Origin of the sequence: Falsiroseomonas oryzae (assembly GCF_027856955.1) — a bacterium.
GTDB lineage: Bacteria > Pseudomonadota > Alphaproteobacteria > Acetobacterales > Acetobacteraceae > Falsiroseomonas > Falsiroseomonas oryzae.
Genome location: NZ_JAPSMD010000029.1, coordinates 1 through 25,749 on the forward strand (window position 1 = coordinate 1; position 25,749 = coordinate 25,749).

A 25,749-nucleotide genomic window follows, 5' to 3' on the forward strand; every position below is an offset into this window, starting at 1 on the left:
CCGCCGCGGCGGCGTCGCGCATGTTGGTGCGCGGGGCGGGCGTCGACGCGTCCTGGGCGGGTTCGGCCTCCTCCGCGGGGGCATCCCACTCCGGCGCGTCGTCCCCGCCCGCGGGCGCTGTGTCGGCCTCCGTCGCGGCGGCCTCCGCGGCGGAGTGGCGCTCGGCGTTGCGGCGCGCAATCGCGGCCGCGCCCTGCTCGTCCTCCTCCCGCGCGTCGCCGGCGTTAGGGTCGATGCCGATGGCGCGCAGCCCGTCGTCGGTGATCTTCAGCAGCATCTCGTCGCCGTCCACCGTCCACTTCGCGACCGCGTCGTAGGCAGGGCGGTGCACGCCGATCACCAGGTCCTGCTTCAGCAGCGCCTGCGCCACCTTCTGCCGCGCGCCGGCGGGCAGCCGCTCGGGCGGGTAGGCCAGGTGCTCGGGATGCTCAGCGGCGGCGGTGAGGATCGCGCGCTGGGTGTCCGAAAGCTTCATCGTCGGGATCTCCGGTTCCGGGAGCCGACCCTCGGCCCCCTACTGCCGGGAGCCCCGCCGGGTGGAACCCGGTCGGGGCGGTGCGGGAGTGGCCCGCGCTAGGCGGCGTACTCGCCGCGCCGGAAATGCTGGTCGGCGATGTCCTTCAGCTTCGCGGTGGCGTCCGCGAGCCATGCGGCCTCGCCCCAGAGCACCGTCTCGGGATCCGCGCCGAAGTGGTCCGCGCTGGCCTGCTGCAACTCGGCAAGCACGGCGTCGAGCTCCGCCTTGTGCTTCAGGAAGGCCGCGAGGCTGCGCTCCTGGTTGCGCGCGGCGCGGGCGTCTCGGTCGGTCATCGTGCTCTCCGTCTGCGGCGCGGTGCTCCGCGCGTGACGGACCATTCGCGCTGCGGTGGGAGCTGAGCCAAGCGCGATCGGCGCGATGCGAACTGCTATACTTGATGGGACTCGATCAGATCATGCTCACGTATCGGGCGCCGCGTTTCGGCGCATAGGAGCTGAGGCCAATGATCCTATGCTGATCGATCCACTCAATCAGCGCCCGCCATGAATAGGGTTGTAAGGGTGTTACGAAAGCACGGATAATGCTGCGCGCGGAAGCGGGGGTGTGCAGCCATGCCGAAGGATGGCGAGGGCAGCAGCTGGCGCGATGTTGCGCAGCGAGGTGTAGACCGTGTCTTCAGTCTTCCAGCTTACGTTCTATCGTTCTTGCTTGTCTTCCTCGGTTCTCTTGCTGTGATTGCTGGGTTGGCCGCAGATCGGCTGACGACCAACTTCATCCTCGCCTTAGGAGCGCTGGCACTCGCCGTGAGCGTGGGCTCCCACTTCCTGTTGGGTGGGAAGGCGACCGCCAGTGCGTACCACGTCCCGAAGCATGCGTGGCGAGAACGCGGTGCTGGCGAAAACGACAAGCTCGCTTTTGCTCAAATGCTTGCCGATTCCTACGACCCGAAAGCCGACACAATCTACGTCGTCAGCTCTGGGTATTCTGCAAGGGGCTTTGACCAAGAGGCCAAGAGCCGCATGACTGCGGTGATGGCACGCCTCGACGAATGCCTGCGCCAAGGCGTCAGTGTCATCCGCTTCCAGGTTCAGCCAGACTCGCTGCCGCTTGCCGACGCCTATGTCGACTGGGTGTGTCAGCAGCTCCAAAGGAAGGACCGAGACGGCAACTCCGTGCGCGGCGAGGTCAGGACGATCGACGCGCGGCGCTTGCTAAATCTGCCTTCGATGGCTCTCGTTCGAGGTCGAGATGGGTCTGGTGTGGTACGGCATGTGATCGAAAGCATGGAACCGCGCCCAGACGGCGGAACGGATGATCTCGTTCGTACAGCGGAGATTGCCTGGGCAGTGCACTACGACAAAGACTTCGTCGACGCATTGAAGCGCAAATTTGATGGCATCGCAAATCGTGAAGCGCCGATGTCAGCGGAGAAATACCGTCAGATCTTTGGTTCCCAAGGACCAGTGCGTGGTGTCGGAACAGCGACGGCGCCTGCTGCCTCCCAGGGCTGACGCAGCTTTTCTGCGCCGGACGCGGACGACGATGAGTTGCCAGCGCGATCCCGAACTGCTCCGCGCTCACTAAGCGCGCCTTGGCGTTGTTGAACAGGTGGTGCGCTCCGTTGGGCAGCAAGCGGCACGCGCGTGTCCTGGGTGGTGCGAGAGCCGTTCTTGTGAAGCCCGGACCGTCCCCAATGCTAGCGTCTTCCCCCCTACTCGTCACCTCGCAGCGCGAGGTGGCGCGCCGCCTCGGCGTCTCCCACACGGCGCTGCAGAAGGCGCAGCGCGCGGGCCGCATCGTGCCCGAGGCCGACGGCGCCTGGGACGTCGAGAAGGTCCGCGCGCGGTTGGCCGACAGCAGCGATCCCGTCCGCAAGACGGCGGCGCTCGTGCAGCCCATGCCGGCAGCGCCGCCGACAACCGCCACGATGACGCCGCCTGCCGATCCACTGCCGCGCGCCGCCCAGAACACCTTTCACGACGCGCGCACCGCGAACGAGGTGCTGAAGGCGCAGGAGCGCCGGCTGCGGCTCGACGAGCGCAAGGGCAAGCTCGTCGACAAGGCCCGCGCCCTGCTCCTGGTGCACCGTCTCGCCAAGGAGGAGCGCGACGCCATCCTCGGCTGGCCCGCCCGCGTGGCCGCTGAGATGGCCGCCGAGCTCGGCGTGGATGCGCATCGGCTACAGACGATGATGGACACGCGCCTGCGCGAGCACTTGGCCGCGCGGCACGATGTCCGGGTGAGCGTCGGCTGATGGCGGGCGAGCATCTCCTGGAGGAGCTCAGCCGCTTCGACGGCGACGCCGAGATCCTGCAGGCCTGGCGCGACGGCATGGCGCCCGAGCCGGCGCTGCTCGTCTCGGAGTGGGCGGACAAGCATCGCGTACTCGGCTCACGTGGGTCGGCAGAGCCGGGACCCTGGCGCACCGTGCGCACGCCCTATCTGCGCGAGGTGATGGACGCACTGTCACCGGCGCAGGCCGCGCGGCGCGTGGTGTTCATGAAGGGCGCTCAGGTCGGCGGCACGGAGTGCGGCAATAACTGGATTGGTTACGTCATCCACCATGCGCCGGGGCCGATGCTCGCGGTGCAGCCGACCACCGAGCTCGCCAAGCGCTTCTCTGACCAGCGCATCGACCCGCTGGTGGAGGAGACGCCGGCCATCCGCGAGCGGGTGGCCCCGGCACGATCACGGGACAGCGGCAATCGCCAGCTCAGCAAAGAGTTCCCCGGCGGGCAGCTGGTGATGACGGGCGCCAACAGCGCGGTTGGCCTGCGCTCCATGTCGGCGCGGTTCCTGTTCCTGGACGAGATCGACGCCTATCCCGGTGATGTCGAAGGAGAGGGCGATCCGATCGCGCTGGCCGAAGCCCGCGCCCGCACCTTCGGCTGGCGCCGCAAGATGCTGCTCGTCAGCACGCCGACCATCGCCGGCCTGTCGCGGATCGAGCGGGAGTATCTGGCGACCGACCAGCGGCGCTACTTCGTGCCGTGTCCCCACTGCGACCACCGCCAGCACCTGCGCTTCGAGCGGCTGGTCTGGGACGAGGGCCAGCCAGAGACCGCGCGGTATCTCTGCGAGGATTGCGACGGGGCGATCGGGGAGCAGCACAAGGCGGCGATGCTGGCCGCGGGGGAATGGCGGGCCACGGCCACGGCCACGGACCCGCACGCGATCGGCTTCCACATCTCGGCGCTCTACTCGCCGCCGGGCTGGATGCCCTGGTCGGAGATCGCGCGGCTCTGGCTCGCCGCGCAGGGCGACGACCGGGCGATCAAGACCTTCCGCAACACCGTGCTGGGCGAGACCTGGCAGGAGGCCGGCGAGGCGCCGGACTGGCAGCGACTCTACGACCGCCGCGAGCACTGGCCCGCGGCCACCGTGCCGGCGGGCGGGCTGCTGCTGACAGCCGGAGTGGACGTGCAGCGCGATCGGCTCGAGGCGAGCCTCTGGGCCTGGGGGCAGGATCGACAGTCCTGGCTGGTCGAGCACCGCGTGCTCGCGGGCAACCCGTTCGAGGCGGCGGTGTGGGAGGAGTTGCGGCTGCTATTGGGCGAGACTTGGCGGCACGCCAGCGGGCACCGGCTGCCGGTCGCCATGGCGGCGATCGACAGCGGCGACGGCATGACCACCGCGGAGGTTTATTCATTCGTCCGCCGGGCCGGTGCCGGCCGCGCCATCGCCGTGAAGGGCCAGGACGGGCTGCGCGCCGCAGTCGGCCAGCCGGCGGCGACGGAGGTGCGGCGGAACGGCCGGAAGCTGGGCGGGCTGAAGGTCTGGCCGGTGGGCTCGTCCTTCCTGAAGGGCGAAACGTATGGCTGGCTGAAGCTGGAGCGGCCGACGGAGGAGAGCGGCGATCCGTTCCCGCCGGGCTACGTCCACCTCCCCATGCATGCGGCGGGCGAAGAATTCTGCCGGCAGCTCACCGCCGAGCAACTGGTCGCCCGTGCCGGTCGGAACGGCTTTCGCCGGCTGGAGTGGGTGAAGACCAGGGAGCGGAACGAGGCGCTGGACTGCCGGGTCTATGCCCGTGCGGCGGCGGCGGCGCTCGGCATGGACGGCTGGGGCGAAAGCCGCTGGGCGCGTATGGCGGACGCGCTGTCGCTGCCGGCAGCCGAGCTTCCCGCCAGCGGGAATGTCGCTCCCGCATCGCCGCCGGTCGCACCCGACACTCATCGCCCGAGGGGCTGGCTCGCGCCGCAGCGTGGTTGGCTGCGCTGAACGCTCGTGCATCGCGCCGTGCCGAGACGTCTTTCGCCCATGGCGCTCGGTGCAGGGGCGAAACTGCTCCCACCTCAGCAGCTGTTTTGATTCACCTGATCTTTGGACCGTGCAACCCTGAGAGGGGCGAAGCGGCTATCTGAGGAAGCTGGGCATCAACTGCCGATGGCGAATCCAAGTGCGAACAAGGACGTGGCCGTGTCGTCCGACGTGAGCCCGTCAACTGGCCCGCCTGCCGCATCGTCTGTCGGCAGGCGGGAGGATGAGCGACTTGCGGCGCTGCATCGCTACAGCATTCTCGATACGCCTGACGAAGAGCCTTTCAATGGGCTTGCGATGCTCGCACGTGATCTGTTCAAGGCACCGATCGCGCTGGTCTCTTTCGTCGACGAGCGGCGACAATGGTTTAAGGCAAGGGTCGGTTTGGAGGCGCAGCAGACGCCGCGCGAGTGGGCGTTCTGCACGCACGCAATCCAAGGCGATGCTGATGAAGTCTTTCTGGTCCGGGATGCCGCCAGCGACCCGCGCTTCGTCGACAATCCGCTGGTGACGGGAGCACCATTCATTCGCTTCTATGCCGCGGTCCCTTTGCGGACGCCTGACGGTTTCCAGCTCGGCACGGTGTGCGTGATCTCGGACAAGCCGCGGCCGGAAGGCATCAGCGAGGAAGAAGGGCGCTGGCTGGCCACCCTGGCCAGGCTCGCTTCCGACGAGCTCGAGCTGCGCCTGCAGGCACGCCGGGCCCAGGAAGCCGCGGAGGCCGAGGCACGCCTGCGGCGGGCGCAAGAGGCAGCCGGCGTCGTCGCGTTCGAGGCCAACGGACGCGCGGCCGATACGGACAGGCTCCTGCACACCCTGCGCCGTCTGCTTGGGCTGGAGGACAGCGCGCCGCTCAACCTGCGCGGCCTGGCGGCCTTGGCCGATCCGGGGGAGCGTCCTCACCTGGAGGCGGTTGCCCGGCGACTGGTGGCTGACGGCGGCAAGCTCGCCGAGGAATTCCGGGCAACGCTCTTCAGTGGCGAAGCAATTTGGTTGCAGATCAGAGGCGAGGTCCATTGGGAGGTCGCCGAGGAGGGCGATCGCTGGCGCGTGGCGGGGCTGTTGCGCGACGTCACGGAGCGCCGGCACGCCGACGAACGACAGGAGCTCATGACGCGGGAACTGGATCACCGGGCGAAGAACGCGCTCGCCGTGGTGCTCGCCGCGCTGCGCCTGACCCCGGTGGACGAGCCCCGCGCCTATGCTGCTGCGGTGGAAGGGCGTGTCTCTGCCCTGGCACGCGCGCACACGCTGCTGACCGAAACCCGCTGGGCTGGCGCCGACCTCCGGGACCTGGTGTGTGGCGAGCTCAAGCCCTTTCTCGCTCCGGCCGGAGCGAAAGAGGGGCCGCGAGCACAAGTGGTCGGGCCGCGTGTCATGCTCGCGCCGAAAGCGGCACAGCCGCTCTCGATGGCACTGCACGAACTAGCCACAAACGCGATCAAGCACGGGGCCTTGTCGACTAAGACGGGATTAGTCCAGGTGACCTGGACATACGACGAGGCGATGCTGCGGCTCCGTTGGGCGGAGCACGGTGGACCTGCCATCGCGGCGCCGCCGACCCGGTTGGGTTTCGGCTCCCGGGTGATGCGCGGCACCGTTGTAGATCAGCTCGGCGGCGCGTTGGACTGGGCCTGGCCCAGCTCGGGCCTCATCACCGAGATCGGGCTGCCGACAGCGCGTGTCCTTGCCGACCCCGCAGCCGCTGCGAGCCGCCGCGAATAGCGACCGCCAAACAGCCGACAATACAGCGTGCTGCGCTGGAGAGACCGGACCATGGACCCGACCGTCCTCGCCTGGGCGCTGGCGCAGCCCGCCGGCAGCCGCGCGGCCGCCCTCGCCGTAGCCTACACCGGCGGCACCACGCGCGTGACCTTCGACGGGCGGACCGTGGAGTACCGCAGCCTCGATGAGCTCGGCCGGGCGCTCGCCGTACTGCGGGGGGCGGAGAGTGCGGCCGCGCGCCGTCCGTCCGTGACGCTGGCCCGCTTCTCGCGGGAGAGAAGCGGGTGATCCGACGCCTTCGGGATGCCTGGCAAGTGCTGCGCGGCTATGCGGCGGCGCAGGACCAGCGTGCCTCGGCCTGGGCGCCGTCCGGCGGCAGCGCCACCGCCGAGGTCGGCACTGCCGCGGCGACGGTGGCGCGCCGCGCCCGCGATGCCGTCCGCAACGATCCCTATGCCAGCCGCATCGTCGATCTCTGGACCGGCAATGCGGTGGGCGCCGGCATCACGACACGCTGGCCGGATGCACGCCACGCCGAGGCCTGGCGGCGCTGGGCCGAGAGTACGGCCTGCGACGCCGAGGGGCGGCTCGATCTCTACGGCCTGCAGGCGCTGGCCATGCGTGCCGTCGTCGAGAGCGGCGAGTGCTTCGTCCGCTTCCTGATGGTGCCACCGTCGCCGGCGAACCCGATCGGCCTCAGGTTGCAGGTGCTAGAGGTGGATCACCTCGACACCGCGCGGAACGGCATGGTGGACGGCGCAGCGACGATCCAGGGCATCGCCCTCGGCGAGGCCGGCCAGCCGGTCGGCTACTGGCTCCACCGTGTCCATCCCGGCGCGGCCTGGATTCTGCCGGGTGCCACCTGGCTCGGCAGCGAGCGCATCCCGGCGGCGGAGGTGCTGCACGTCTACCGCAAGCGCCGCCCCGGACAGCTGCGCGACGTCTCCTGGCTCGCCCCGGTGCTGCTGCGCCTGCGCGACCTCGGCGACTACGAGGCCGCACTGCTCATGAAGGCCAAGATCGAAGCCTGCCTTGCGGCGGTGGTGACGGAGGAGGGCGACGAGGCCCTCACCGGCGCCGCGGCTGGACTTCTCCGGGACGCCCAGGGCCGCACCGTCGAGAGTTTCGAGCCGGGGATGATCCTCTACCGCCGCGGGATGGGCAGCGTGGAAGTGGTGAACCCCTCGGGCGGTGGATCGCATGCTGCCTTCGCGCGCCGCGCCCTCGAGGCCGCCGCGGTCGGCGCGGGCCTCACCTACGACCAGGTTTCGGGCGACCTGACGCAGGCGAACTACTCGTCGCTCCGCGCCGGCAAGATCGAGTTCCGCCGGCTCTGCGAGCAGGTGCAGTACGGGATGCTGATCCCGATGCTGATCCGGCCGATCGCCGAGCGTTTTCACGCCCAGGGCGCCTTGCGCGGTCTGTGGGGCGCGGAGATGCCGGACGGCGTCAGCCACGTCCCACCGGCACACGAGATGATCGACCCGCTGAAGGACACCACGGCGCTGATCGCCCAGGTGCGCGCCGGCTTCGTGCCACAGCCCGAGGCGGCGGGCGCCTTCGGCTACGACTTCCGCGCCGCGGTGGAGATGATCCGCGAGGCCAATGCGCTGCTCGATGAAGCGGGCATCTCGCTCGACACCGATCCGCGCCGCGTCGCGAAGTCGGGTGCGGCACAGGACGCCGCGCAGATGGCCGCCGTCGAGATCGCCGCTACGGGTGCTGCGGCGCCGATGCAAAATACCAACGAATTCACGGGCTAAAGCTGTGCGAATGACGCGGGCATGGTGCACGCCGTTGCAGTGGCGCGCAGCCGTGTGGAATCCTGCGACCAGCAAGGCAGGCCGCTGCTGCGCGTCCGTACGGCAGTATGGGAGACTTGGCGCACGGCGGGCTGAAGCACCCGCCGCGGCCGCGGCACCCTCAGAGGACGAAGTCGCTGACGGTCAGGGCGTAGCTGCCCTGGAGCGCGATGGCGATATCCGCCGCGCCGTCGCCGTTCACGTCGCCCATGACGGAGGTGAAGCCGTTGTACTGCTCGTAGCGGAGTTCGCCCACCGAGTTGCCGAAGTCGTCCGCGTTGAATTCGGCCGAGCCGATGAAGGTGAAGCTGTGGTTCAGCCAGCCGAAATCGGTTGCGTCAGCGTCGATCGCCGAGAGGTCGATCTTGTCGGCACCACGCACGAAGCCGACGATCACGTCCCAGACGCCGCTGCCGGAGCTTTCCGAGACGGCGTTGAAGATGAAGCGGTCGGCGCCGGCGCCGCCATCCATCGAGTCGAAGCCGCTGCCGCCGACCATGGTGTCGTTGCCATGGCCGCCCCTCAGCACGTCGTTCCCGTCCTCGCCGTAAATCAGGTCGTTGTCGCTGCCGGCTTCGACGGTGTCGTTGCCGCTTCCCGCGGTGATCACGTCGTTACCGTAGTCGCCCAGGATGAGGTCATGGCCGCTGCCGCCATGAAGCCCGTCATTGCCGGCGCCACCCTGCAGCTGGTCGTTGCCGTCGCCGCCGGCGAGCATGTCGTTGCCGCCCGAGCCGAACATCGTGTCGTCTCCGGACTCGCCATAGGCTTCGTCGTTGCCCTCGCCGGCGCTGACATAGTCGCTGCCCTCGCCGGCGCGGATGATGTCGCGGCCGATCCCGCCATGAAGGGAGTCGTTGCCGGCATCGCCGAACATCCGGTCGTCGCCGTCTCCGCCGATCACCTGGTCGTCGCCGCTCCCGCCACGCAGGGTGTCGGCACCGGCATCACCGGCGAGGTGATCGTTGCCGTCGCCGCCGGTCAGTTCGTCATGGCCGCCGCCGCCCTGAAGCACGTCGTTCCCGGCATTGCCGAAGGCGGTCTCGTTCGCGGCGGTGCCGGTCCAGTGGTCGTTGCCCGCGCCGCCGACGAAGTCGAAGAGATCTTCGAGCAGCGATGCGGTGGGCGCGGTGCGCTGTACCGCCGGAAGCTGCAGAGGCCCGCGAAGCAGGTCGTGGGCGCGAAGCGACGAATACATTTTTTCCTCCTGTGTCCGCCATGATGGCGTGAACGGAGGAATGCGCCGGGCACGTTGCCAAGTAACTGCGCGCGACGCGCAACATGATGCCACGCGCGACGCGCCGGCTTCGCGTGTACTGCGTCACGCGAAACCTGCTCTAGGAACCCTGCTGCCGGACGAGGCCTTCGGAACGGGCATCGACGCCCGATCCTCTGGGTGCTGCTGCTTCGGAACCACGCCGAGGCCGAGCGACCTCTCTTCATGCCAGTCACGATCATCCCGCCGCGAGGCGGCACCGTTGCGCAGCAGGTGCGTGGCCTGAGCGCAGCAATGAAGACGGATCCAGCATGACCGATACGACCGAACCGGCCGGCAGCGATGCTGCGCCGGAAGCCGATGCTGCGCCCGATCGACTTCCCGCCGCTGGGCAGTCGATCGTGGCGCACCGCGCCATCACCGCGCCGGCCACCGTCGATCATGCCGCGCGCACGGTCGAGGTGGTGTGGTCCACTGGCGCCCGTGCCCGCAACTTCGTCCCCGCCCTCGGCCTGATCACCGAGGAGCTGGAGATGTCGCCGAACGCGGTGCGCATGGACGCGCTGCGCTCCGGCAGCGCCCCGGTGCTGAACACTCATCGCAGCATGGACGCCCGAGACGTGCTTGGCCGCGTCACCGCCGCCCGCCTCGATCGCGGCCGCGGCTACGCCACCCTGCAGTTTTCGTCCGCCGCGGACGTCGAGCCGGTCTGGCAACGCATCGCCGACGGCACGCTGCGTGCGGTCAGCGTCGGCTATCGCGTGCATCGCTACGAGCCGCGGCCCGACACCGCCACCGGGCAGACCGTCCACCGCGCCGTGGATTGGGAGCCCTTCGAGATCTCCGTCGTGCCGATCCCGATCGATCGTGACGCCGCCGTTCGCGCGCAGGGGGACCAGGGCTCCCCCAGCCGCCCATTCGAGAGGGCCACTGTTGTCGCTGCATCGCGCCATGTCACGCCGCCGAGCGGCGAGCATGCCGCCGACAAGCAGCAGCACGCTTCCGGCGGCGAAGAGGGCGAGGCGCACCAAGCGCCTCACGGCGACGCCGATCCGCGGCGCGCTGCCGCAACCTCGATCAGAGCGGCGGGGTCTTCGCCCACTCGAAACCGGCCCGCGCCCGTTCGTAGCCGTAGGCATAGAGCGCGCGCATGAAGTTCGGCTCGAAGGGTGATTCGAGCCGGGTCGTGAAGTCAGAACCGATATAGGCGAGGTTGAAGTCCACGCCGTCGCGCTGTGCAAAGAAGTAGAGCCGCACGGCGTCGTTGAAGCCGCTCGCGGCGATCATGCTGGAGATGGCTCGCGCAGCGATGCTGATGCTGCGACGGTCCACCGTCGCCCATTCGGAATCCAGCCGCCCGTTGCGGATGACCCAGGCGCGCGCAGGCGGGACCCGCTGGCGGCGGGCGAGCGCGGCGCGCCGGGCGCTGGTCACGGCGCTGGGATAGAGGAAGGCCTGCGCGAAGGTGCCGCCATCCACATGCATCTCCTGATGCGCCTCGCCGTCGAGCGTGACCTCGAACATGACAGGCGGGAAGGCGCCCGGGATGGCTGCAGAGGCAAGGAGCACGCGACGGATGGTGTCGAGGGCGCGGGGATGGCCGCTGCTGGCGATGGCCCCGATGTTCCAGACGACCGGCGTCTGGGCGTCGATGTCGGCCGTGCCGATCAGCAGCAGCCGACCCTGCTGGTGGGCGTCGGCGATCGCGGCCAGCATGCGCTCGTCCAAGTACTGCGAGATGGTCTCGAACAGCGGCGCGGTGTCGGCAAGCGCGTCGTCGAAGACCGCGGCCGTGATGCGGCGGCGGCGTAACACGCGATCCGGCGTGATGGCGGTGTAGACGTCCTTCAGCGCAGCGTCCCAGTCAGGGCCAAGATAAGCGAAGGGCGCGGTCAGCGCGCCGGTGGAGACACCGGTCGCCAGGTCGAAGACCGGTCGCGTCCCGTGCGCCGTCCAGCCGTTCAGCAGCCCCGCCCCGAAGGCACCGTTCTCGCCGCCACCGGAGACGGCCAGCAGGTTCAGTTCCGGAACCATCGCACCGTCCGGCAGGTTCAGCGCCCGGCGCCGGCGCACGAGCGCGGCCACGACCTCCCGGTCGAACCCGGCCTGGCCCTCGGGCGTCGCGATCCGGAAGCGCTCGTTGGGCAGGTCGAGGACGCGCGCCTCACCCGATCGGTTGGCCGGCACGGCGGCAAGCCGAGGCGGGATGGCACAGCCAGGCAGCACCGCGACCGCCCCGAGGCCGAACGTGGAGCCGAGCAGCGCGCGCCGCGATGGGCTGCTGCCGCTTGATGCTTTGGTCACCGGCGTCCCCGATCTCTATGCAGGCCTGCATCTATACGCGACCGGGCGTCGGCGCTGGAACCGCACCAGCGACGCTGCCGTGGTTTCCGCGAGGGGATTGGACGTGCTGCACAAGACCGGGACGAGGCCACCGTTTGCGTCATGACGCGACGCGCGACCCGGCCAGCCGATGGCGATGCGAGGCCGGTTAGGCCCGGCGCCGCACGTTCCAGAAGACAGGCGGCCCGGGCAACACGCCTTTCAGGTCGCGCCGATAGGCCGTCGGCTGGAAATACTCGCCGAGCGGTAGGTAGGGCACCTCGACGAGGGCCAGGCGCTGCATCTCGCCGGCGATGCGCCGCTGCGCCTCGAGGTTGGGGGCATCGATCCAGGCGGCGGCCAGCTCTTCCATGCGCGGGATCGAAGGCCAGCCGAACCAGGCGCGGTCGCCGCCGCCGCGAACGAGCTGATGCAGGCCGGGGTTGAGCAGGTCGAGGCTGGCGAAGCCCGTGTATAAGCAGGACCAGCCGCCGCGCTCGACAGGCTCGCGGCTGGCGCGGCGCTGGACCACCGTGGCGAAATCCGTCGCCACGTGATCGACGCTCAGCCCGAGGCGGCGGAAGAGGTCGGTGCCGACTGCGCCGGCCGCCTGGCCCGCCGGGAAATCCGTCGAGACGAGCGCCACGATCCGCTCTCCGCGGTAGCCCGCCTCGCGGATCGCGCGGCGGGACTGCTCCAGGTCGCGCGGGGCGGTGATCGCCTCGAGGCCCGCATCGGTCGCAAGCGGCGTGTCGGGCGGCCAGATGCCGACGCTGTCGCGCCAGGTGCCGGGCTCCGTGCCAGCGACCGCGGTCATGAAATCCGCTTGGTTCACCGCGCCAAGCAGCGCGCGCCGCAGCGCCGCGTTGTCGAAAGGCGGATGAAGGTGATTGAAGCGGCAGATGCTGACCGAGCCGAGCAGCGGCGTGGTCACCACCGCTAGGTCGTCCCGGCGGCGCAGCAGTGGCAGCAGGTCGAAGCTGGGCTGCTCCCACCAGTCGACCTCACCGCGCTGCAAGGCGGCGGCGGCGGTGGCGGGGTCGGGCATGACGCGCCACTCGACGCGGTCGAGATGAACGAGCTTCGGCCCGGCCGTCCAGTCCGGCACGCCACCTTCCCGCGGGCGATAGCCGGTGAAGCGCTCGTAGACGGTGAGCGCACCAGGCACCCGCTCATCCGCCCGGAAGCGGAAGGGGCCGCAGCCGACGACCTCCGCCAGGGGGCGGTCCGCATCGGTCCGGGCGAGCCGCTCGGGCATGATGGCGCAGACCGGCGAGGCGAGCTTGCCCAGCGCATCGAGCATCGGCCCGAACGGTCGCGAGAGACGGATCGTGAAATCGCGGTCGTCGGTCGCCGCGATCTCCTCGATCCGCGCTGCCAGGAGCTGGCCGAGCGGATCGCGGCGGGACCAGCGCAGGATGGAGGCGACGCAGTCCCTCGCGCGCACCCGCTCGCCGTCGTGGAAGACCAGGCCCTCGCGCAGGCGAAAGGTCCAGCGCCGTCCGTTCTCCTCGACGACATGGCCCTCCGCCATCTGCGGCACCGGCCGCTGCGACGCATCGAGGCCGTAGAGCGTGTCATGGACCATCAGCGCGTGGTTGCGCGTGACATAGGCGGTGGTGACGACGGGATCGACCACCGCGAGGTCCGATTGCGGGACGAAGCGGAGCGTCCGCGCGGCGGCGCGTTGCGCCCGGGTGGCGGGCGCCGACAGGAGCGCGGCGGCGGCCGCGCCGATCAGCTCTCGGCGGCGTGTCATACCTTCGGCTCAGCATAGCGGACCGCGACCCCCGCCTTCCAGGCGCATGGATCGGACGGGCAGGCGGCCCAGCGCGCGGCACCCCTCCGCCAAAGGGAGGATCTCTGGAACGCGATCAACATTGCGAGGATTCCCAGCCCATCATCCTGCCTCGCCCTGCCGGCTAGACTCCGCGGGTGATCCGAGCGCCGCCGCCGCAATGCCTAGGGGCGCTGCGACGTGCTGCGGCGTCTGTTGGAGACCGGGCGGAGGAATGGACAGGAGCAACGAGGGAAAGGGCCGCGCCCGGGCAGGGCATCGGGCCAGCCGCAGCCGCCATGATCGCACGGTCGCCCTTCCTGCCCATGGCAAGCGCGGTGCACGCCCGGACGGACGCCCCCGCCTGCTCCTCATGGCCCTAGGCAGCCAGGCGGCCGCGCTGGCCGGCGGCATCGATGCCCTCGGAGCTCCGACCGGGATCGCCTGCGACGTGGAGATTGTGCTGCACGCGTGGCCTCATCTGCCGAGTGCCTCTCTCTCGCCGGCACATCTCGTGGAGGTCGCGCATCGGATCGAGCAGGCGCTCGCCGAGGATTGCGACGGTGCCGTCGTGGCGCAGGGCGCCGACACCGTCGAGGAATCGGCGTTCGTCCTCGACCTGCTCGTGCCCGGATCCAAGCCCGTCGTGGTCACCGCCGCCGGCGCCGGGCCGGCCACGACCGGGGACGCGCGCGGCCAGCTGCTGACCGCGATGCGGGTCGCCGGTTGCCGGGAGGCGCGCGATCTCGGCACGCTGGTGCTGGCCGGGGATCGCATCCATGCGGCGCGCTTCGCGCAGCGGGTCCGCACCGGCCCGTCGCCCGAACTGCTGTCGCCGCTGGTCGGACCGATCGGTACCGTCGTCGAAGGAAGGCCGCGCTTCTGGGTGCGCGTGACGCGGCTGCCGGTGCTGCCCTTCCACGGCGGTCCGCCGCGAGCGGTCGCATTGCTGAGCTGGACGATGGGCGAGGATGGGCGGCGCCTCGGTGCGCTCCCGACGCTCGGCTACGACGGTGCGGTGGTGGAAGGCATGGGCGCCGGGTACGTACCGATCGAGGCCGTGCCGCCGCTTTGCGAGCTCGCCGCCCGCATGCCGGTGGTGCTCGCCTCGCGCGCCCCGGACGGCGTGGTCGTCGCGCGCGGCGGCGGAACAGGAATGGCGGAGGACGAGGCCGGGGACACGGACCTCCTGCGCCACGGGCTAATCCCCGCCGGCTGCCTGACCGGGCTCAAGGCGCGGCTGCTCCTTGGCCTGGCGCTGCGCGGCGGGGCCGGGCATGCCGCCGTTGCCGCGGCTTTCTCGCCCTACCAGTGACAGGGGACGAGCCGTGCCGATCTCCATGTCATGCTGGCGCAGGCCTGCTGCGCGCGGCTAGAACAGCGGCGTGGCTGGGCAGCCCGGGCAGCCGCGGCCCTTGCCCGAAGGTGCCCAGCGAAGGAGGCTAGCACGTGCCTGCATCCGATCTTGCCAGGCCTGCGCCGCGTGGCCCGCAGCGGGAAGCGGATCAGGTCGTCGTGCGCTACGGCACGTCGCCGGCGCCGCCGCTGGTCTTCTCGACGCTTGACCTGCCGCCAGCCCAGCAGTTCGACGCTTGGCACGCGTCGAGCGCCGGTACGGTGGAGACCGAGCCGCTGGCCGACCGGGCGTCCGGCTTCGCCGCAACGCGCGAGGTATGGCCGCTCGGCTCGCTGGCGCTGGCGACGACGCGGGCGCCCGCGGCGCGGCTGTCGCGGAACGCTGCCCAGGCCCGCCGAGGTTTGCTCGACCACTGGATGATCAGTATCGCCCGGCATGGCGAACGGCGCGTGCGTTCCGCCGAGGCTTCGGTGACGTTGCCGGCCGGGGCGGTCAGCATCTCCTCGCTCGACGCGGTCTTCTTCTCGGAGCGGTCGGACATCGAGTGGCTCTGCCTGTTCGTCCCGCGCGAGGTCGTGCCGGAGATCGGCATCGCGCTGCATGCCTCGCGCGACACGCCTCTCGAGAGCGGAATGGGGCGTATCCTGGCGGCCTACCTCACGCAACTCGCCGCGGAGGTGCCGACGCTCGACGCTTCGGAGGTGCCGCGCGTCGTCGAATCAGCGCGCGCCATGATCGCCGCCTCCCTCGTCCCCTCGGCCGATGCGATGGCCGCGGCTGGCGCGACGATCGACAGCACGCAGATCTCGCGCGTCAAGGCGCTCATCCGTCAGAACCTGGGCTCCGCGGTGCTTGGTCCCGAACGCCTCTGCCGCCTCGCCGGGGTGTCGCGCTCGCGGCTGTATCGGATGTTCGAGCCGCACGGGGGCGTGGCGCACTACATCCAGTCTGAGCGGCTGCGCGCAGTCTCCCGTGCGCTCGCCGATCCGATGGACAACCGGACCATCTCGGCGATCGCGGAGGATATCGGCTTCTTCGACTCGTCGGCGTTCAGCCGGCTCTTCCGGCAGAGGTTCGGCTGCACTCCCCGGGATTTCCGGATCGCCGCGCAGGCCGGGCAGATCGTGGCGATGGCGCAAACGGCGCCCGAGGCGGGAACCAGCGAGCTCGCGGGTCTGCTGCGCCGGCTCTGACCGCGCTTCGGAGCCCCCGAAATGGGTCTCACCGTCGCTCCAGGGCGGTAGCGGCACCGCTTTGCGATCCGGCCTCGGTCGCGAGCCGATCGGTTTCGCGATCGCGTTTTCCCGAGCCGGAGGCCCTTGCTCGGATTGCAATTCGGTAGGTTCGTCGATGGCGGTCCGGTTGGGGTCGACTGCCGCCGAAGACCTCCGTCACGAAGTACTACCGCGCCGATGGGCGGAAACCGGACGATGGCGCCGCGACGGACTGGCCTCGCCAGCCGGCATGCCGTCTCATTGGCGGCCCTCGCCTGATTTGCCGGGGCCCGCCCCGCCCGGGCGGGATGGAGCGCCGGCTATATGGTGGCCTCCATGCCGATCGCCCGCAGCGCGCTGCCTGCCGACTGTCCAGAAAGATAAGCCGATAGGTCGGCGGCCCCTGACCTGTCGCCGCTCCTGACGTGGATCGCCGCGGCGTAGATCATCTAAGCCTGTAATACCCGGCTCATGAAATCCTGACCGACCGCAGGTAGGCGTAATCGGTCAGGGATGCGACGCGGCCCCGGTCGTCGATGAGGCGGTTCCAGGCGTCGCAGCAGCCGTCGATGACGGCACCGAGGTCGGCGAAGAGGCGATGCGAGATGAAGCGCTCTCGCAGGTAGAGCCAGACGCGCTCGACTGGGTTCAGGTCAGGGCTGTAGGGCGGCAGGAAGACGAGGCTGACGTTGTCGGGCACTGCGATGTCCTTCGCCGTGTGCCAGCCTGCTCCGTCGAGCAGCAGGGCGACATGGACGCCCTCCGGCAGGCTCGCCCCGAAGCGCTGGAGGAAAGCGGCCATGGCGGCGGCGCTGGTCTCGGTCAGCACGAGGGCGAAGGCCTTGTCTGTGCCGGGCCGGACGGCGGCGTAGATCCAGGCCGAGGCATAGCGGCGGTCGATGATGCCGACCGGGCGGACGCCGCGCTCGAACCAGACCCGCTTGCCGCGCCCTTTCTGGCCGACGCGGGCCTCGTCCTGGCACCAGAGCTGCAACTCCTTGTCGGGATGACGTCGGGCGATCTCGCTCAGCGCGGCGGCAAGGCCCCCTTTTGGAAGCGCCGCTGCGCCGTTGTGTCGGTCAGCGGGTGTCGTGGCCGGGTCTTCTGCCAGGACAGCCCGAGCGACTTCACCAGCCGCAGCATGCCGCCCTTGCGGTAGACGACGCCGAAGCGCTCCTCGGCCAAGCGGCAGAGGTCGACCACCCGCCAGGCCGAGACGCCGTCGCGCTCCGGATCGAGGCCGCGGAGGATCAGCGCTTTGAAGGCCGCCTGCTGGCCGTCGGTCATCCGCGCCGGGCGGCCGGGACGCGGGGCGTCGCGCAGGCCATCAATGCCCTCGGCGTTGAAGCGGATCACCCAGTCCCGCAGCGTCTGGCGGTCCATCCCGGCAGCGCGCGCCGCCGCCTCCCGGCTCATGCCGTCCAGCGCGTTGGCCAGCGCTATCAGCCGCGCCGCCACCCGACCGTCGCTCTCTCGTCGGGCCAGGCGGCGCAGGTCCGCCGCCTCCAAGTCCGTCCGGATCGCCAGCGGCGCTCCCACCGTCATGCCCTCCGAGATGCCGGAGGACACCGAATCACGACCGCTCGTCTCGCACCCTACACAGGCGAGTCAGCATTTCACGAGCCGGGTATAAGGACGCTGGCAGCGGCGCCAGATCCGTCGCGCTTAGCACGCCCACAAACTCGCTGACCTGGGCAATGCGGAATTCGGCTCGGCCGCTGCGACAGACGTCGCCGTTCAGCAGTTCGTCCCGCAGCTTGCCGTTAACACTATCCACGTAGCCGTCTTCCCGCGGGCTGGCCGTCTGGCCGTAGGGCGCGTCGACGGCACCCAGGCCGCCACGTTCCGAGGCGAGCGCCGCGCTCCGGCCGCCGATGCGACCGATCGTCGTTCGGACGCCACGCCCTATTGGCCGGCCCGGGCCGCGGGCATCACCTGCAGAACGTAGAAGCCCCCGCCGATCGCCGTCGGGAAGTAGACGCGCCCGCCGAAGCCGGGAGGCGTGAGGGAGTTGATCGTCAGCGGCTCGAAGAAATCCGATTCCGCGATCAGGCGTCCGGTCGCCGCGTCGCGCCACGTCAGCTGCTCGCGGTAGTTCCCGGTGAACAGGGCGATCCGCCGCGGCTCGGCGCTCACGTTGTTCCGCATGTTCGTTAGCACCAGGATGCGCTGGTTGGCTGGCCCGAACACGGGCTGGAAGGAGGTGGTCGCGTTGTCGATGACGAAGGCCGTGGTCAGCTGGCCGGTCTGCGGGTTGATGCGGATGCCGGCGGTTTTTCCAAGGCCGGCATCGGCCGAGTAGATCATGTTGTTCTCGGGATCCGCGCCGGCCTTGGGCGGGGCGAAACTCCAGGCGCCGGGTGCGAGCCGCTCGCCGAAGGGGAAGATGATGTTCGTGCGGCTGGCATCCTGCTGGTGCGCCACCACGACGCTGGAGGGCACCGTCGTGCTGCCGGTGCCATTGAGCTGGAAGCCGACCCAATCGCCCACGAGGCTCGGTGCGGTGGCCGTCGTCTGCCCCGGCCGCATGGGCCGCACCACCCAGCTCGGGTCCATCGAAAGCTGGCGCGCCGCCGGGTCCCAGAAGGCGCGCCGCGCGCTCTCGTTGAAGCCGAGATATATCGCGATCCGTCCCTGGAACATCGTGATGGCATGCGGCACCGCGGAGGGCTCGGGCAGCGGGATGTGGTGGATGATCTCGAGCGTCTCGGGGTTCACGGCGACCAGATGCGAATTCGGCTGCCTTCCCTCGCAGAGAAGGATCGCCACCGTGCCCTGCCGTGTGCAGCCGATCGGCCTGGTCTGGTCCTTCACGATGAGCGTGCCGTCGGGGGCGACCGTCAGGTGCTTGAAGTTGACATCGGCAATCGGCGCGTCGCCCGCCGGCAGGATGTTGTGCCGCAGGATCTCCCCGGTGTCGGGATCGAGCAGCACGATCTGGTTCGACCACGCGAAGACGATGCGGCCGTTCTCGAGGATGTTGAGGTTGGCGTTGGCGATCCAGCGGCCGGAGGCGTTCAGGTTGTCGAGGTAGGTGCGCCAGATCTCACGCCCGGTCGTCGCATTCGCCTTCGAGACGAAGGGGCCGGCCATGTTCGGATCGGCGGGCGTCTGGTACTCGCCGCCGACGATGTAGAGCTCGCCCGGCCGGCGGTTGTTGACGTAGGAGATGCCGGGGTAGTCGTCCAGGCTGCGGAATGCCAGCACGCGGTTCGGCCCGGTGCGCGATCCGGTGAAGCTGGCGCAGGGAAACACTCCGCTGCGCTGCGCGTCGGAAATCTCGGCACCGTTGAGCGAACGGAAATAGCCCGGCGTCTCCAGCGCCTGGCTGCAGGCCCACTCCCGCGCATAGAGCGAAACCTCGCCCGGCAGCGGGCCATTGGCGGCGACTTGGTTGGGGGAGAGCCCGATCCGCGCGACCTGCTGCTCGACCTTCCCGGGGATGATCGTCCCGCCCAGCTTGTAGGCCGCGAAGCCGAGCGCGGCGATGACGGCCACGCCAGCGAAAGCGAAGATACGACGCTTGCTCATCTATGCTCTCCAGCCTGCCCGTTGCAGGCGCAAGGTCGGGATGCCCGCGCTCACCGGCGCGCTCCGCGAGCCTCGAAATCGGCCTTGGTGGTGTATTCCCCGCGCGGAAGGTAGGGGCCCATCACTGCCTCCTCCGTGCCTGGCCGCGTGACCTTCTCCGGGCTTTCCGCCCAACCCGGATCGGGCGCGACGATGCGCAGCATCAGCATGCCGAAGTCCACGCGGTTGCGCGGGCCGGCAAGCCCTTCGCCACGCGGGCTCCATTCGATCCAGGCGACGCCGTTCTCCGCAGTCGCATTGGCCGGGCGGTCCTCCCGCCGGCTGTAGACGATCGTGTAGTTGCGTTCGGCATCGAGCGGCACCTGCATGTCGCAGAGCCCATCGACGATCTGTCCGGAGGGCGCGGCCTCGCAGCTGACGAGCGACCAGTATTGCGTCTGCGCGGCCGGCATCACGGCCGCCCCGCGGCCACCGGGACCGGCGTAGGTGTCGGGGAAGATCGGCATGCGTCCCCGCATCACATAGACCGGGCCGAACTTCCGCGAGAGGAAGGTCAGCATGTACTGCGTCGACGGATCGCCACCGGCATCCATCGGCCCGGCGAAGGGAAGGCGCCCCTGCGCCTCGGCCGTCTTGAAGGCGCCGAGGAGGGAGTAGCGCAGGTTCCAGTATTTCTCCCACTTCGGGACAGGCCGCGCGGGCGCCGCGGCCGGGTCGAGCGCCGGGTCGTTGTCGGGGGCATGGACCAGTTGCTCCCATTGCTGGTCCGTCATCGGCTTCTTGGTCTCGCCCGGAATCGGCCGCGCGAGGCGCGCGACGACCTCCGGCGCGCTCAGCCTTGTGCCGTCGGCGAGCACCGCCTCGTAGCCCGGCAGCCCACGGATGGCGGATGGCGTGTTGGACGGCCCGAAGCCGGCACCGTCGCTGCCGCGATCGGAAAGGTAGATGCGCAGGACGGATTGCAGCGTCTCGCCGCCGCGGCCCACGTAGATCGTATTGCCGTCGCGCTGCGCCGGGTTGGCCGGCGCGTCGGCGGCCAGGATGCGGATCGTGAAATCGCGCTGCTCGGCCAGGCGGTCGGCGCCGACACGGAACGGATTGGTCGAGCCGGCATCGGGCGCGATGGTGCGGCCCTCCAGCGCATCGCCGATGGAGACGAAGGTGTCGTTCTCCTCCTTGTAGAAGGCGAGCTGGAAGTAGCGCGCTTGCGGGAAGCGGCCCCGCAGCGTCATGGTGCTGCCCGCCGGCAGGGCCATCCGGCCGAGGAAGTAGGTGGACTGCATGTCCGGCCAGAGGTTCGGGTTCTGGATCGGCCGGGGCGACTCCAGGTAATTCCAGTAGCCCCAGCCGCGCGGCCCCTGGAACAGCCCGTCATGGCCGTATCGGTCGTCGGTGCGGATGAAATTCTCCAGCGACTTGTCGCCGAACCGCGTCACCCTCTCGGCGCGCAGGTCGCCGGTCGGCAGGATCGGCGGCGGCCGCCACTGTCCCTGGCCGATCGGCAGGATCGAAGGCGGCTCGCTGCGCGGCCAGTACATCCGCAAGACGAGCGTGAACGGCGCTGCGGGCGCAGGCAGCCAGTTCGATTCCTTGTCGGCGCCGGGCGATGCGTGCTGGACGTAGAGCGTGAGCGAACCGTCCGGATTGGTCTTCAGACCGGGGAGCATCGGCGAGTTGATGAGATAGCGGCCGATCGGGTTCGCGACGAGCAGCATCGTCTCTGTCTGGTACATCGTCAGCGACCAGAAGGCGTTGACCGGCGGCAGCTGGCCGGCGGGGAAAGTGACGGCGTAGGTGTGAAGGCTGCCATCGAGCGGCGCGCCGGTGGCGTCGTGCCGCGCGAAGGGATAGGTCGCCTCTTCCGGGTTGTTGCCGTAGATGCCGTTCAGCGCGGCCGCCGCGCGCAGCGTCCAGTTGCCGTTGTAGAAATCGCGGTTGCCCTGCGCGGCGCCGACGCGCCAGCCATTGATGTCGATGCCGATGCCGTTCGCCTGCGCGCGGATGCGCGCGACGGCCGTGCGCACCGCTTCGCCCAGCGCCGCCCGTTCGGCTTCCGGCATGGGCGGCGCCGACGCCCGGCGGGGCCAGCCGATGCCGATCCGGGCGAAGCGCTCGCGCAGCGGCTGCTCCACGGCCGCGGAACCGGTCGTCGGGCAGAACTGCAGCAGGAAGGAGAGATACTCGCCGAAGCGCGAGGTGAAGGCATCCTGCTCGAAGCGCGGCCAGTCGATAGCCGGCGCGGGCGGCGGCGCGGCGGTGCCGGCGAAGGTCGACAGCGGCTGGGCGCGATAGCCCGCTTGCACGGCCCGCACATTGTCCATGTCGTCCGGGCCGAACAGCTGGGTGCGGAAGATGACGAGGCTGAACCGCGTCTCGCAGCGGAAAACGCCGCGGATGCCCGGCGGCGGCGTCCCCTGCCAGTCCGGGCCGGCGACCAGGAAGTGTCCCCCGGCGGCGCCCGTCGTGCGGCTGCCGAGATAGCCATAGTTGCAGGTGTAGAGATCCACCAGCTGGACGTCGAAGTAGCGGTTGCGCGGCACGTCGGGGATCGAGATCACCACCGGCTCGGCCCGCAGGTCCAGCTGCAGGAGCGAATAGGGCGTGTCGCTGTTCGGCGTGCTGATGGCCGTGTCGGCCGCCGTGAACACCCGCGCCTCGTTGGCGATCTGGTTGAACGGCGCCTTGAACTGCCCGGAATCGCGGTCGATGTTGAACGCGTACATCGCCTTGTAGCCGATGAGCATCGGGAAGCCGTAGAGATACGCTTCCTCCGCGATGGCGCTCAGCGCGGTGAGCGCGGCGGTGGGCGCCGCGGGCGGTTGTGCCGTTCCCGGCGCCGCCTGATTGGCCTGGCCGGCCGGCGGCGCGCTGGTCTGCGCCACGGCGAGCCCCGGCACCGTCAACGCCGGAAGGCCTGCGATCAGGGGACGGCGACCGAACATCCTACTCTCCTGTTCTGGCGCCATGCGGCGCCGGCAGCGTGACGTCCCGCGCGTCGTTCGGCGGGACGAAGGTGAATGCGCGGCCCGGCAGGACCGGCTCTGCGGACCCAGCTTCGACGGATACGGCCAGCAATCGGGCCATCCCGTCGCCTGTCACCCGGTTGTTGCTCAAACACATCCATCGTGCATGGATGTTCCGGCCATTTGCAATCGGATGCGCCGGGTTTGCCGAATTCGCACACAGAAACACGCCATAAGCGGCGGCCGGCAGCCGCACCGATCGCTCGCCGCTCTGCCGGCCGCGTCAGGACCGGCGCGGAGGACTGCGCCCCGGCAAGCCGGGACATGCGCTGACCATGGCCGGGCCAGAGCGTCCTCTCCCCGAGGCGCCTCTCGACGACGGGATCGGTGCGCCGCCTCCCATGCCCGATCCGCCGATCGGGAGTGCGACCTTCCGCTTCGACGATTTCGACAGCTTCGCCGCCGCCATCAGCGATGCGGATGTCGTCTACGTACCGGTCAACCCAGGATCGTTCCGTGCCGAGCTGACGCAGATCCAGCTTGGCCGCGTCATTATCCAGCTCGGACGGGATTCGCCGCACCTGTCGCGGGGTGTCGCGGGGGCGGGCCGAATCGGCATGCTGATTTCGCAGCACGGCCCGGAAGGCACGATCTTCAACGGCCACGCGATCGGCCCCGATGACCTGATGATGTTCCGGCCCGGGGCGCCGTTGGATTCCACGGTCGCCGTGGATGATGCCTGGGCGCATCTGACCTTCACGGAGGATGACGGCGAGGCGCTGACCGAGGCCTGGGGCGTGCCGTTCGGCGGCGCTGATCGCTATCGCTTCCTGCGCGGCGAAGCGTCATCGTTGGGCCCCTTGCGGCAGTGCTTCCGACGCGCGGCGCAATTCGTCGTGGCGAATCCTGCCAATGTCGCAACCGAGGGGTTCGCCGCGTCCCTCACCGATATGCTCGCAGGGCATCTCGGAGAGCTCTTGGCCGGGTCGCGCCTGTGGGATGGCCCGACGCGGCAGTCCCGCCGAGTGCTCAGCCTCGTTGCCCAGGCCGATGACTACCTGCGCGCCAATCTGGCCCGGCCGATCTACACGACCGAGGTCTGCACAGCCCTCGGCGCCTCGCCCCGCACGCTGCATGATGCCTTTCAGGCAGTGCATGGCATGAGCCTGCATGGTTATCTGCATCGGCGTCGGATGGCACTGGTGCGTGACGCCTTGAAGCGCGCGTCGGGCTCGACCGCGCTGGTGAAGACGATCGCGCTGACGTACGGCTTCTGGAGCCTGGGGCGCTTCTCCGTGACTTATCGGCATATGTTCGGAGAATCGCCGTCGGCGACCCTGGGTCAGCAACCGCGTGGTCCACGACGGACGCGACCAGGCTGACACGGGCGCGACGGCGCCGCGGAATCCCTGTGCAGTTCTGTCAACGGGAGTGAGAGGGCGGGTTCAACTCTCGACATTCACGAAGCGGTCGGGGACGGCGCGCTATCTCTGCGAGGACTGCGACGCGCCGATCGGCGAGCAGCACAAGGAGGCGATGCTGGCCGCGGGCGAATGGCGGGCGACGGCCACCGCGACGGATCCGCACGCCATCGGCTTCCACATCGGTGAGCTTTGGATCTACGGTAGCTACACCAGCTCGCAGTCGCTCTCCCTCGGCCGGGTGTTCTGGAACGCCGAGGTGGTCGACACTCTCAACGTCTTCGAATCAGCGAACAGCACCATCACCGTGGCAGCCGGCGTGGCCTCCGCACGCATCTGGGCGCGCGTCATGCAGGACGGGCTCGGCGGATCACCCGCGGGCACCATCTTCGCGCGCATCGAGCGCAGCGCGAATGGTGGATCGACCTGGACGACCGTCAGTGAAGCCACGGGCTTCCACCCCGGCGACACGGCGGACCAGACGCTCGATGTGCCGGAAGTCACCCTCGCGGTCTCGCCCGGCCACCAGTTCCGCATCGTGTGCGGGCCGAGCGGCACCTTCGGCCGCATCTCCTACGGCAACGATCCGAGCCGAACGTTCCTGCGCGTCGAGTGGGGCGCGTGAGCGTATGTGGGCTTCGCGCAGATCGGCATCGGCGGCTTCGACGGGCAGATCGAGCTCGAGGCGTTGCGGCTCTGCGGCCTGCCGGAGGATGCGCCGTCGATCCTCTAAGGCCGGATGACCTCAATGCTGCTGGCCAGAATCGTCGGAATTGCGGCAAGGTTTCAATAGTTTGAGGCTGCTTTGGTGACGGCGCGATGGACCACGCTGCGGGTGAATCGGATGACTGGTCCTGACCCGGAGAACTGGTCCGGGTGGAGCGCGATTTTTTCGGGCACTCTGACCCTTGGAGGAGGGTGCCATGAAGCGGAAGCGCTACGCGGGCCGACGTGTACGTCGGCCAGATCGCCTTTGCCTTGCGGCAAGCCGAGACCGGCACGTCGGTGGAGGAGATCTGCCGCAAGATGGGCGTCTCCGAGCCGACGTTCTACCGGTGGAAGAAGCAGTTCGCCGGGATGGGCGTGGCGGAGATCCGGCGGCTGAAGCAGCTCGAGGAGGAGAACGCGAAGCTGAAGCGGCTCGTCGCGGACCTGACGCTCGACAAGTCCATGTTGCAGGACGTTCTGCGCCGAAAGTGGTGAAGCCCGTCGTGCGCCGCGAGGTGGTGCGCCATCTACAGGGCGCCTACGGCGTAGGCGAACGGCGGGCGTGTTTGGCGACAGGCTTTCGGAGGTCGTCGCATCGGTATCGCTCGCGGCGGGATCCGCAGGTCGAGCTGCGCGTGCGGCTGCGCGACCTGGCGGCCAGCCGGGTCAGGTATGGCTACCGACGTCTGCACGTCCTGCTGCGGAGAGAGGGCTGGCCTGTGAACCACAAGCGCACCTACCGGCTCTACAGCGAGGAAGGTCTGTCGATCCGGGCGAAGGTGCCGCGGCGCAAGCGGGCCTGGCGCTACCGCGTGGGGCGGCCCCGGGCGACGGCGCCGAACGAGGTGTGATGGGATGGACGGTCCCCGCTTCTCTGCGCCGATGTGCGAGGCTGGCCTTCGGTGCCACTTAGCGGAGGAGGAGCGATCATGCAGGTGACGACCATTGGCCTCGACATCGCCAAGCAGGTGTTCC

Annotated in this window: 20 protein-coding genes and 1 pseudogene; 12 read left to right on the plus strand and 9 right to left on the minus strand. The window is 69.7% G+C overall.

Annotated features, from left to right (window positions below; all coding sequences use genetic code 11):
* Both OZN99_RS05530 and OZN99_RS05535 read right to left on the minus strand, forming a co-directional pair.
* On the minus strand, window positions 1-475 hold a 475-nt coding region (locus OZN99_RS05530; protein ID WP_270934191.1), incomplete at its 3' end, for a hypothetical protein.
* Window positions 476-573: 98 nt separating this feature from the next.
* The gene (locus OZN99_RS05535) at window positions 574-810 is read right to left on the minus strand and encodes a hypothetical protein (protein WP_270934192.1); all 237 of its coding nucleotides are present in this window, start codon (window positions 808-810) and stop codon (window positions 574-576) included.
* Window positions 811-1,089: 279 nt separating this feature from the next.
* Here OZN99_RS05535 and OZN99_RS05540 point away from each other — a divergent pair, with 279 nt between their 5' ends.
* The 6 genes from OZN99_RS05540 (at window position 1,090) to OZN99_RS05565 (ending at window position 8,226) form a co-directional block, all read left to right on the plus strand.
* Window positions 1,090-1,989 (plus strand): hypothetical protein, encoded by a 900-nt coding sequence (locus tag OZN99_RS05540; RefSeq protein WP_270934193.1) that lies wholly within the window; start codon window positions 1,090-1,092, stop codon window positions 1,987-1,989.
* A gap of 287 nt (window positions 1,990-2,276) precedes the next feature.
* Window positions 2,277-2,732 carry an elements of external origin gene (locus OZN99_RS05545; RefSeq protein WP_270934194.1) on the plus strand — a complete coding sequence of 152 codons (456 nt, stop codon included), beginning with the start codon at window positions 2,277-2,279 and terminating at the stop codon, window positions 2,730-2,732.
* Entirely contained in the window at window positions 2,732-4,699 is a 1,968-nt protein-coding gene (locus OZN99_RS05550) for a phage terminase large subunit family protein (protein ID WP_270934195.1), read from the plus strand. The genes OZN99_RS05545 and OZN99_RS05550 overlap by 1 nt, the downstream gene beginning before the upstream one ends.
* Window positions 4,700-4,897: 198 nt before the next feature.
* Window positions 4,898-6,463, plus strand: coding sequence for a sensor histidine kinase (locus OZN99_RS05555; RefSeq protein WP_270934196.1), 1,566 nt, complete (start codon window positions 4,898-4,900; stop codon window positions 6,461-6,463).
* Window positions 6,464-6,514: 51 nt separating this feature from the next.
* The gene (locus OZN99_RS05560) at window positions 6,515-6,751 is read left to right on the plus strand and encodes a phage head-tail joining protein (protein ID WP_270934197.1); all 237 of its coding nucleotides are present in this window, start codon (window positions 6,515-6,517) and stop codon (window positions 6,749-6,751) included.
* The gene (locus OZN99_RS05565; protein WP_270934198.1) at window positions 6,748-8,226 is read left to right on the plus strand and encodes a phage portal protein; all 1,479 of its coding nucleotides are present in this window, start codon (window positions 6,748-6,750) and stop codon (window positions 8,224-8,226) included. Before OZN99_RS05560 ends, OZN99_RS05565 begins: the two co-directional genes overlap by 4 nt.
* A 160-nt stretch (window positions 8,227-8,386) precedes the next feature.
* Here the strand turns inward: OZN99_RS05565 and OZN99_RS05570 are convergent, their stop codons facing one another.
* Window positions 8,387-9,463, minus strand: coding sequence for a calcium-binding protein (locus OZN99_RS05570; protein ID WP_270934199.1), 1,077 nt, complete (start codon window positions 9,461-9,463; stop codon window positions 8,387-8,389).
* 329 nt (window positions 9,464-9,792) lie between these two features.
* Between OZN99_RS05570 and OZN99_RS05575 the strand changes: the two genes are divergently transcribed.
* Window positions 9,793-10,635 (plus strand): HK97 family phage prohead protease, encoded by an 843-nt coding sequence (locus OZN99_RS05575; RefSeq protein WP_270934200.1) that lies wholly within the window; start codon window positions 9,793-9,795, stop codon window positions 10,633-10,635.
* On the opposite strand, the gene OZN99_RS05580 is transcribed toward OZN99_RS05575, so the two are convergent.
* On the minus strand, window positions 10,559-11,785 hold the full coding sequence (locus OZN99_RS05580; protein WP_270934201.1) for a patatin-like phospholipase family protein: 1,227 nt from the start codon (window positions 11,783-11,785) through the stop codon (window positions 10,559-10,561). The genes OZN99_RS05575 and OZN99_RS05580 overlap by 77 nt on opposite strands.
* A gap of 187 nt (window positions 11,786-11,972) precedes the next feature.
* Window positions 11,973-13,562: an ABC transporter substrate-binding protein gene (locus tag OZN99_RS05585; protein WP_270934202.1), complete on the minus strand. Its 1,590-nt coding sequence runs from the start codon at window positions 13,560-13,562 to the stop codon at window positions 11,973-11,975.
* 469 nt (window positions 13,563-14,031) lie between these two features.
* On the opposite strand from OZN99_RS05585, the gene OZN99_RS05590 reads away from it, so the two are divergent.
* Window positions 14,032-14,895 carry an asparaginase domain-containing protein gene (locus tag OZN99_RS05590; protein WP_270934203.1) on the plus strand — a complete coding sequence of 288 codons (864 nt, stop codon included), beginning with the start codon at window positions 14,032-14,034 and terminating at the stop codon, window positions 14,893-14,895.
* 134 nt (window positions 14,896-15,029) lie between these two features.
* Window positions 15,030-16,130 (plus strand): helix-turn-helix domain-containing protein, encoded by a 1,101-nt coding sequence (locus OZN99_RS05595; RefSeq protein WP_270934204.1) that lies wholly within the window; start codon window positions 15,030-15,032, stop codon window positions 16,128-16,130.
* Between the two features lie 490 nt (window positions 16,131-16,620).
* Here OZN99_RS05595 and OZN99_RS33500 read toward each other — a convergent pair whose 3' ends face one another.
* From OZN99_RS33500 to OZN99_RS05610, 4 genes are all read right to left on the minus strand, one after another.
* Complete coding sequence (locus OZN99_RS33500) at window positions 16,621-17,262, minus strand: IS630 family transposase (RefSeq protein WP_408611808.1); 642 nt, start codon at window positions 17,260-17,262, stop codon at window positions 16,621-16,623.
* Complete coding sequence (locus OZN99_RS33505; protein WP_408611807.1) at window positions 17,178-17,696, minus strand: helix-turn-helix domain-containing protein; 519 nt, start codon at window positions 17,694-17,696, stop codon at window positions 17,178-17,180. The genes OZN99_RS33500 and OZN99_RS33505 overlap by 85 nt, the downstream gene beginning before the upstream one ends.
* A 360-nt stretch (window positions 17,697-18,056) precedes the next feature.
* A complete protein-coding gene (locus OZN99_RS05605; protein ID WP_270934206.1) occupies window positions 18,057-19,682 on the minus strand; it encodes a hypothetical protein in 1,626 nt (541 codons plus the stop codon).
* 50 nt (window positions 19,683-19,732) lie between these two features.
* Window positions 19,733-22,624, minus strand: coding sequence for a DUF1254 domain-containing protein (locus tag OZN99_RS05610; protein WP_270934207.1), 2,892 nt, complete (start codon window positions 22,622-22,624; stop codon window positions 19,733-19,735).
* Between the two features lie 422 nt (window positions 22,625-23,046).
* Here OZN99_RS05610 and OZN99_RS05615 point away from each other — a divergent pair, with 422 nt between their 5' ends.
* From OZN99_RS05615 to OZN99_RS05625, 3 genes and pseudogenes are all read left to right on the plus strand, one after another.
* On the plus strand, window positions 23,047-24,027 hold the full coding sequence (locus OZN99_RS05615) for an AraC family transcriptional regulator (protein ID WP_270934208.1): 981 nt from the start codon (window positions 23,047-23,049) through the stop codon (window positions 24,025-24,027).
* A 49-nt stretch (window positions 24,028-24,076) separates the two neighbouring features.
* Complete coding sequence (locus OZN99_RS05620; RefSeq protein WP_270934209.1) at window positions 24,077-24,691, plus strand: phage terminase large subunit family protein; 615 nt, start codon at window positions 24,077-24,079, stop codon at window positions 24,689-24,691.
* Between the two features lie 326 nt (window positions 24,692-25,017).
* A pseudogene (locus OZN99_RS05625) lies at window positions 25,018-25,622 on the plus strand (transposase); the annotation flags it as partial.
* Window positions 25,623-25,749 lie beyond the last annotated feature (127 nt).

Coding starts and splice junctions, on each gene's coding strand:
- OZN99_RS05535 (WP_270934192.1), bottom strand. CDS start 810: ATGACCGACCGAGACGCCCGCGCCGCGCGCAACCAGGAGCGCAGCCTC.
- OZN99_RS05540 (WP_270934193.1), top strand. CDS start 1,090: ATGCCGAAGGATGGCGAGGGCAGCAGCTGGCGCGATGTTGCGCAGCGA.
- OZN99_RS05550 (WP_270934195.1), top strand. CDS start 2,732: ATGGCGGGCGAGCATCTCCTGGAGGAGCTCAGCCGCTTCGACGGCGAC.
- OZN99_RS05560 (WP_270934197.1), top strand. CDS start 6,515: ATGGACCCGACCGTCCTCGCCTGGGCGCTGGCGCAGCCCGCCGGCAGC.
- OZN99_RS05570 (WP_270934199.1), bottom strand. CDS start 9,463: ATGTATTCGTCGCTTCGCGCCCACGACCTGCTTCGCGGGCCTCTGCAG.
- OZN99_RS05575 (WP_270934200.1), top strand. CDS start 9,793: ATGACCGATACGACCGAACCGGCCGGCAGCGATGCTGCGCCGGAAGCC.
- OZN99_RS05585 (WP_270934202.1), bottom strand. CDS start 13,562: ATGACACGCCGCCGAGAGCTGATCGGCGCGGCCGCCGCCGCGCTCCTG.
- OZN99_RS33505 (WP_408611807.1), bottom strand. CDS start 17,696: ATGACGGTGGGAGCGCCGCTGGCGATCCGGACGGACTTGGAGGCGGCG.
- OZN99_RS05605 (WP_270934206.1), bottom strand. CDS start 19,682: ATGAGCAAGCGTCGTATCTTCGCTTTCGCTGGCGTGGCCGTCATCGCC.
- OZN99_RS05610 (WP_270934207.1), bottom strand. CDS start 22,624: ATGTTCGGTCGCCGTCCCCTGATCGCAGGCCTTCCGGCGTTGACGGTG.
- OZN99_RS05615 (WP_270934208.1), top strand. CDS start 23,047: ATGCCCGATCCGCCGATCGGGAGTGCGACCTTCCGCTTCGACGATTTC.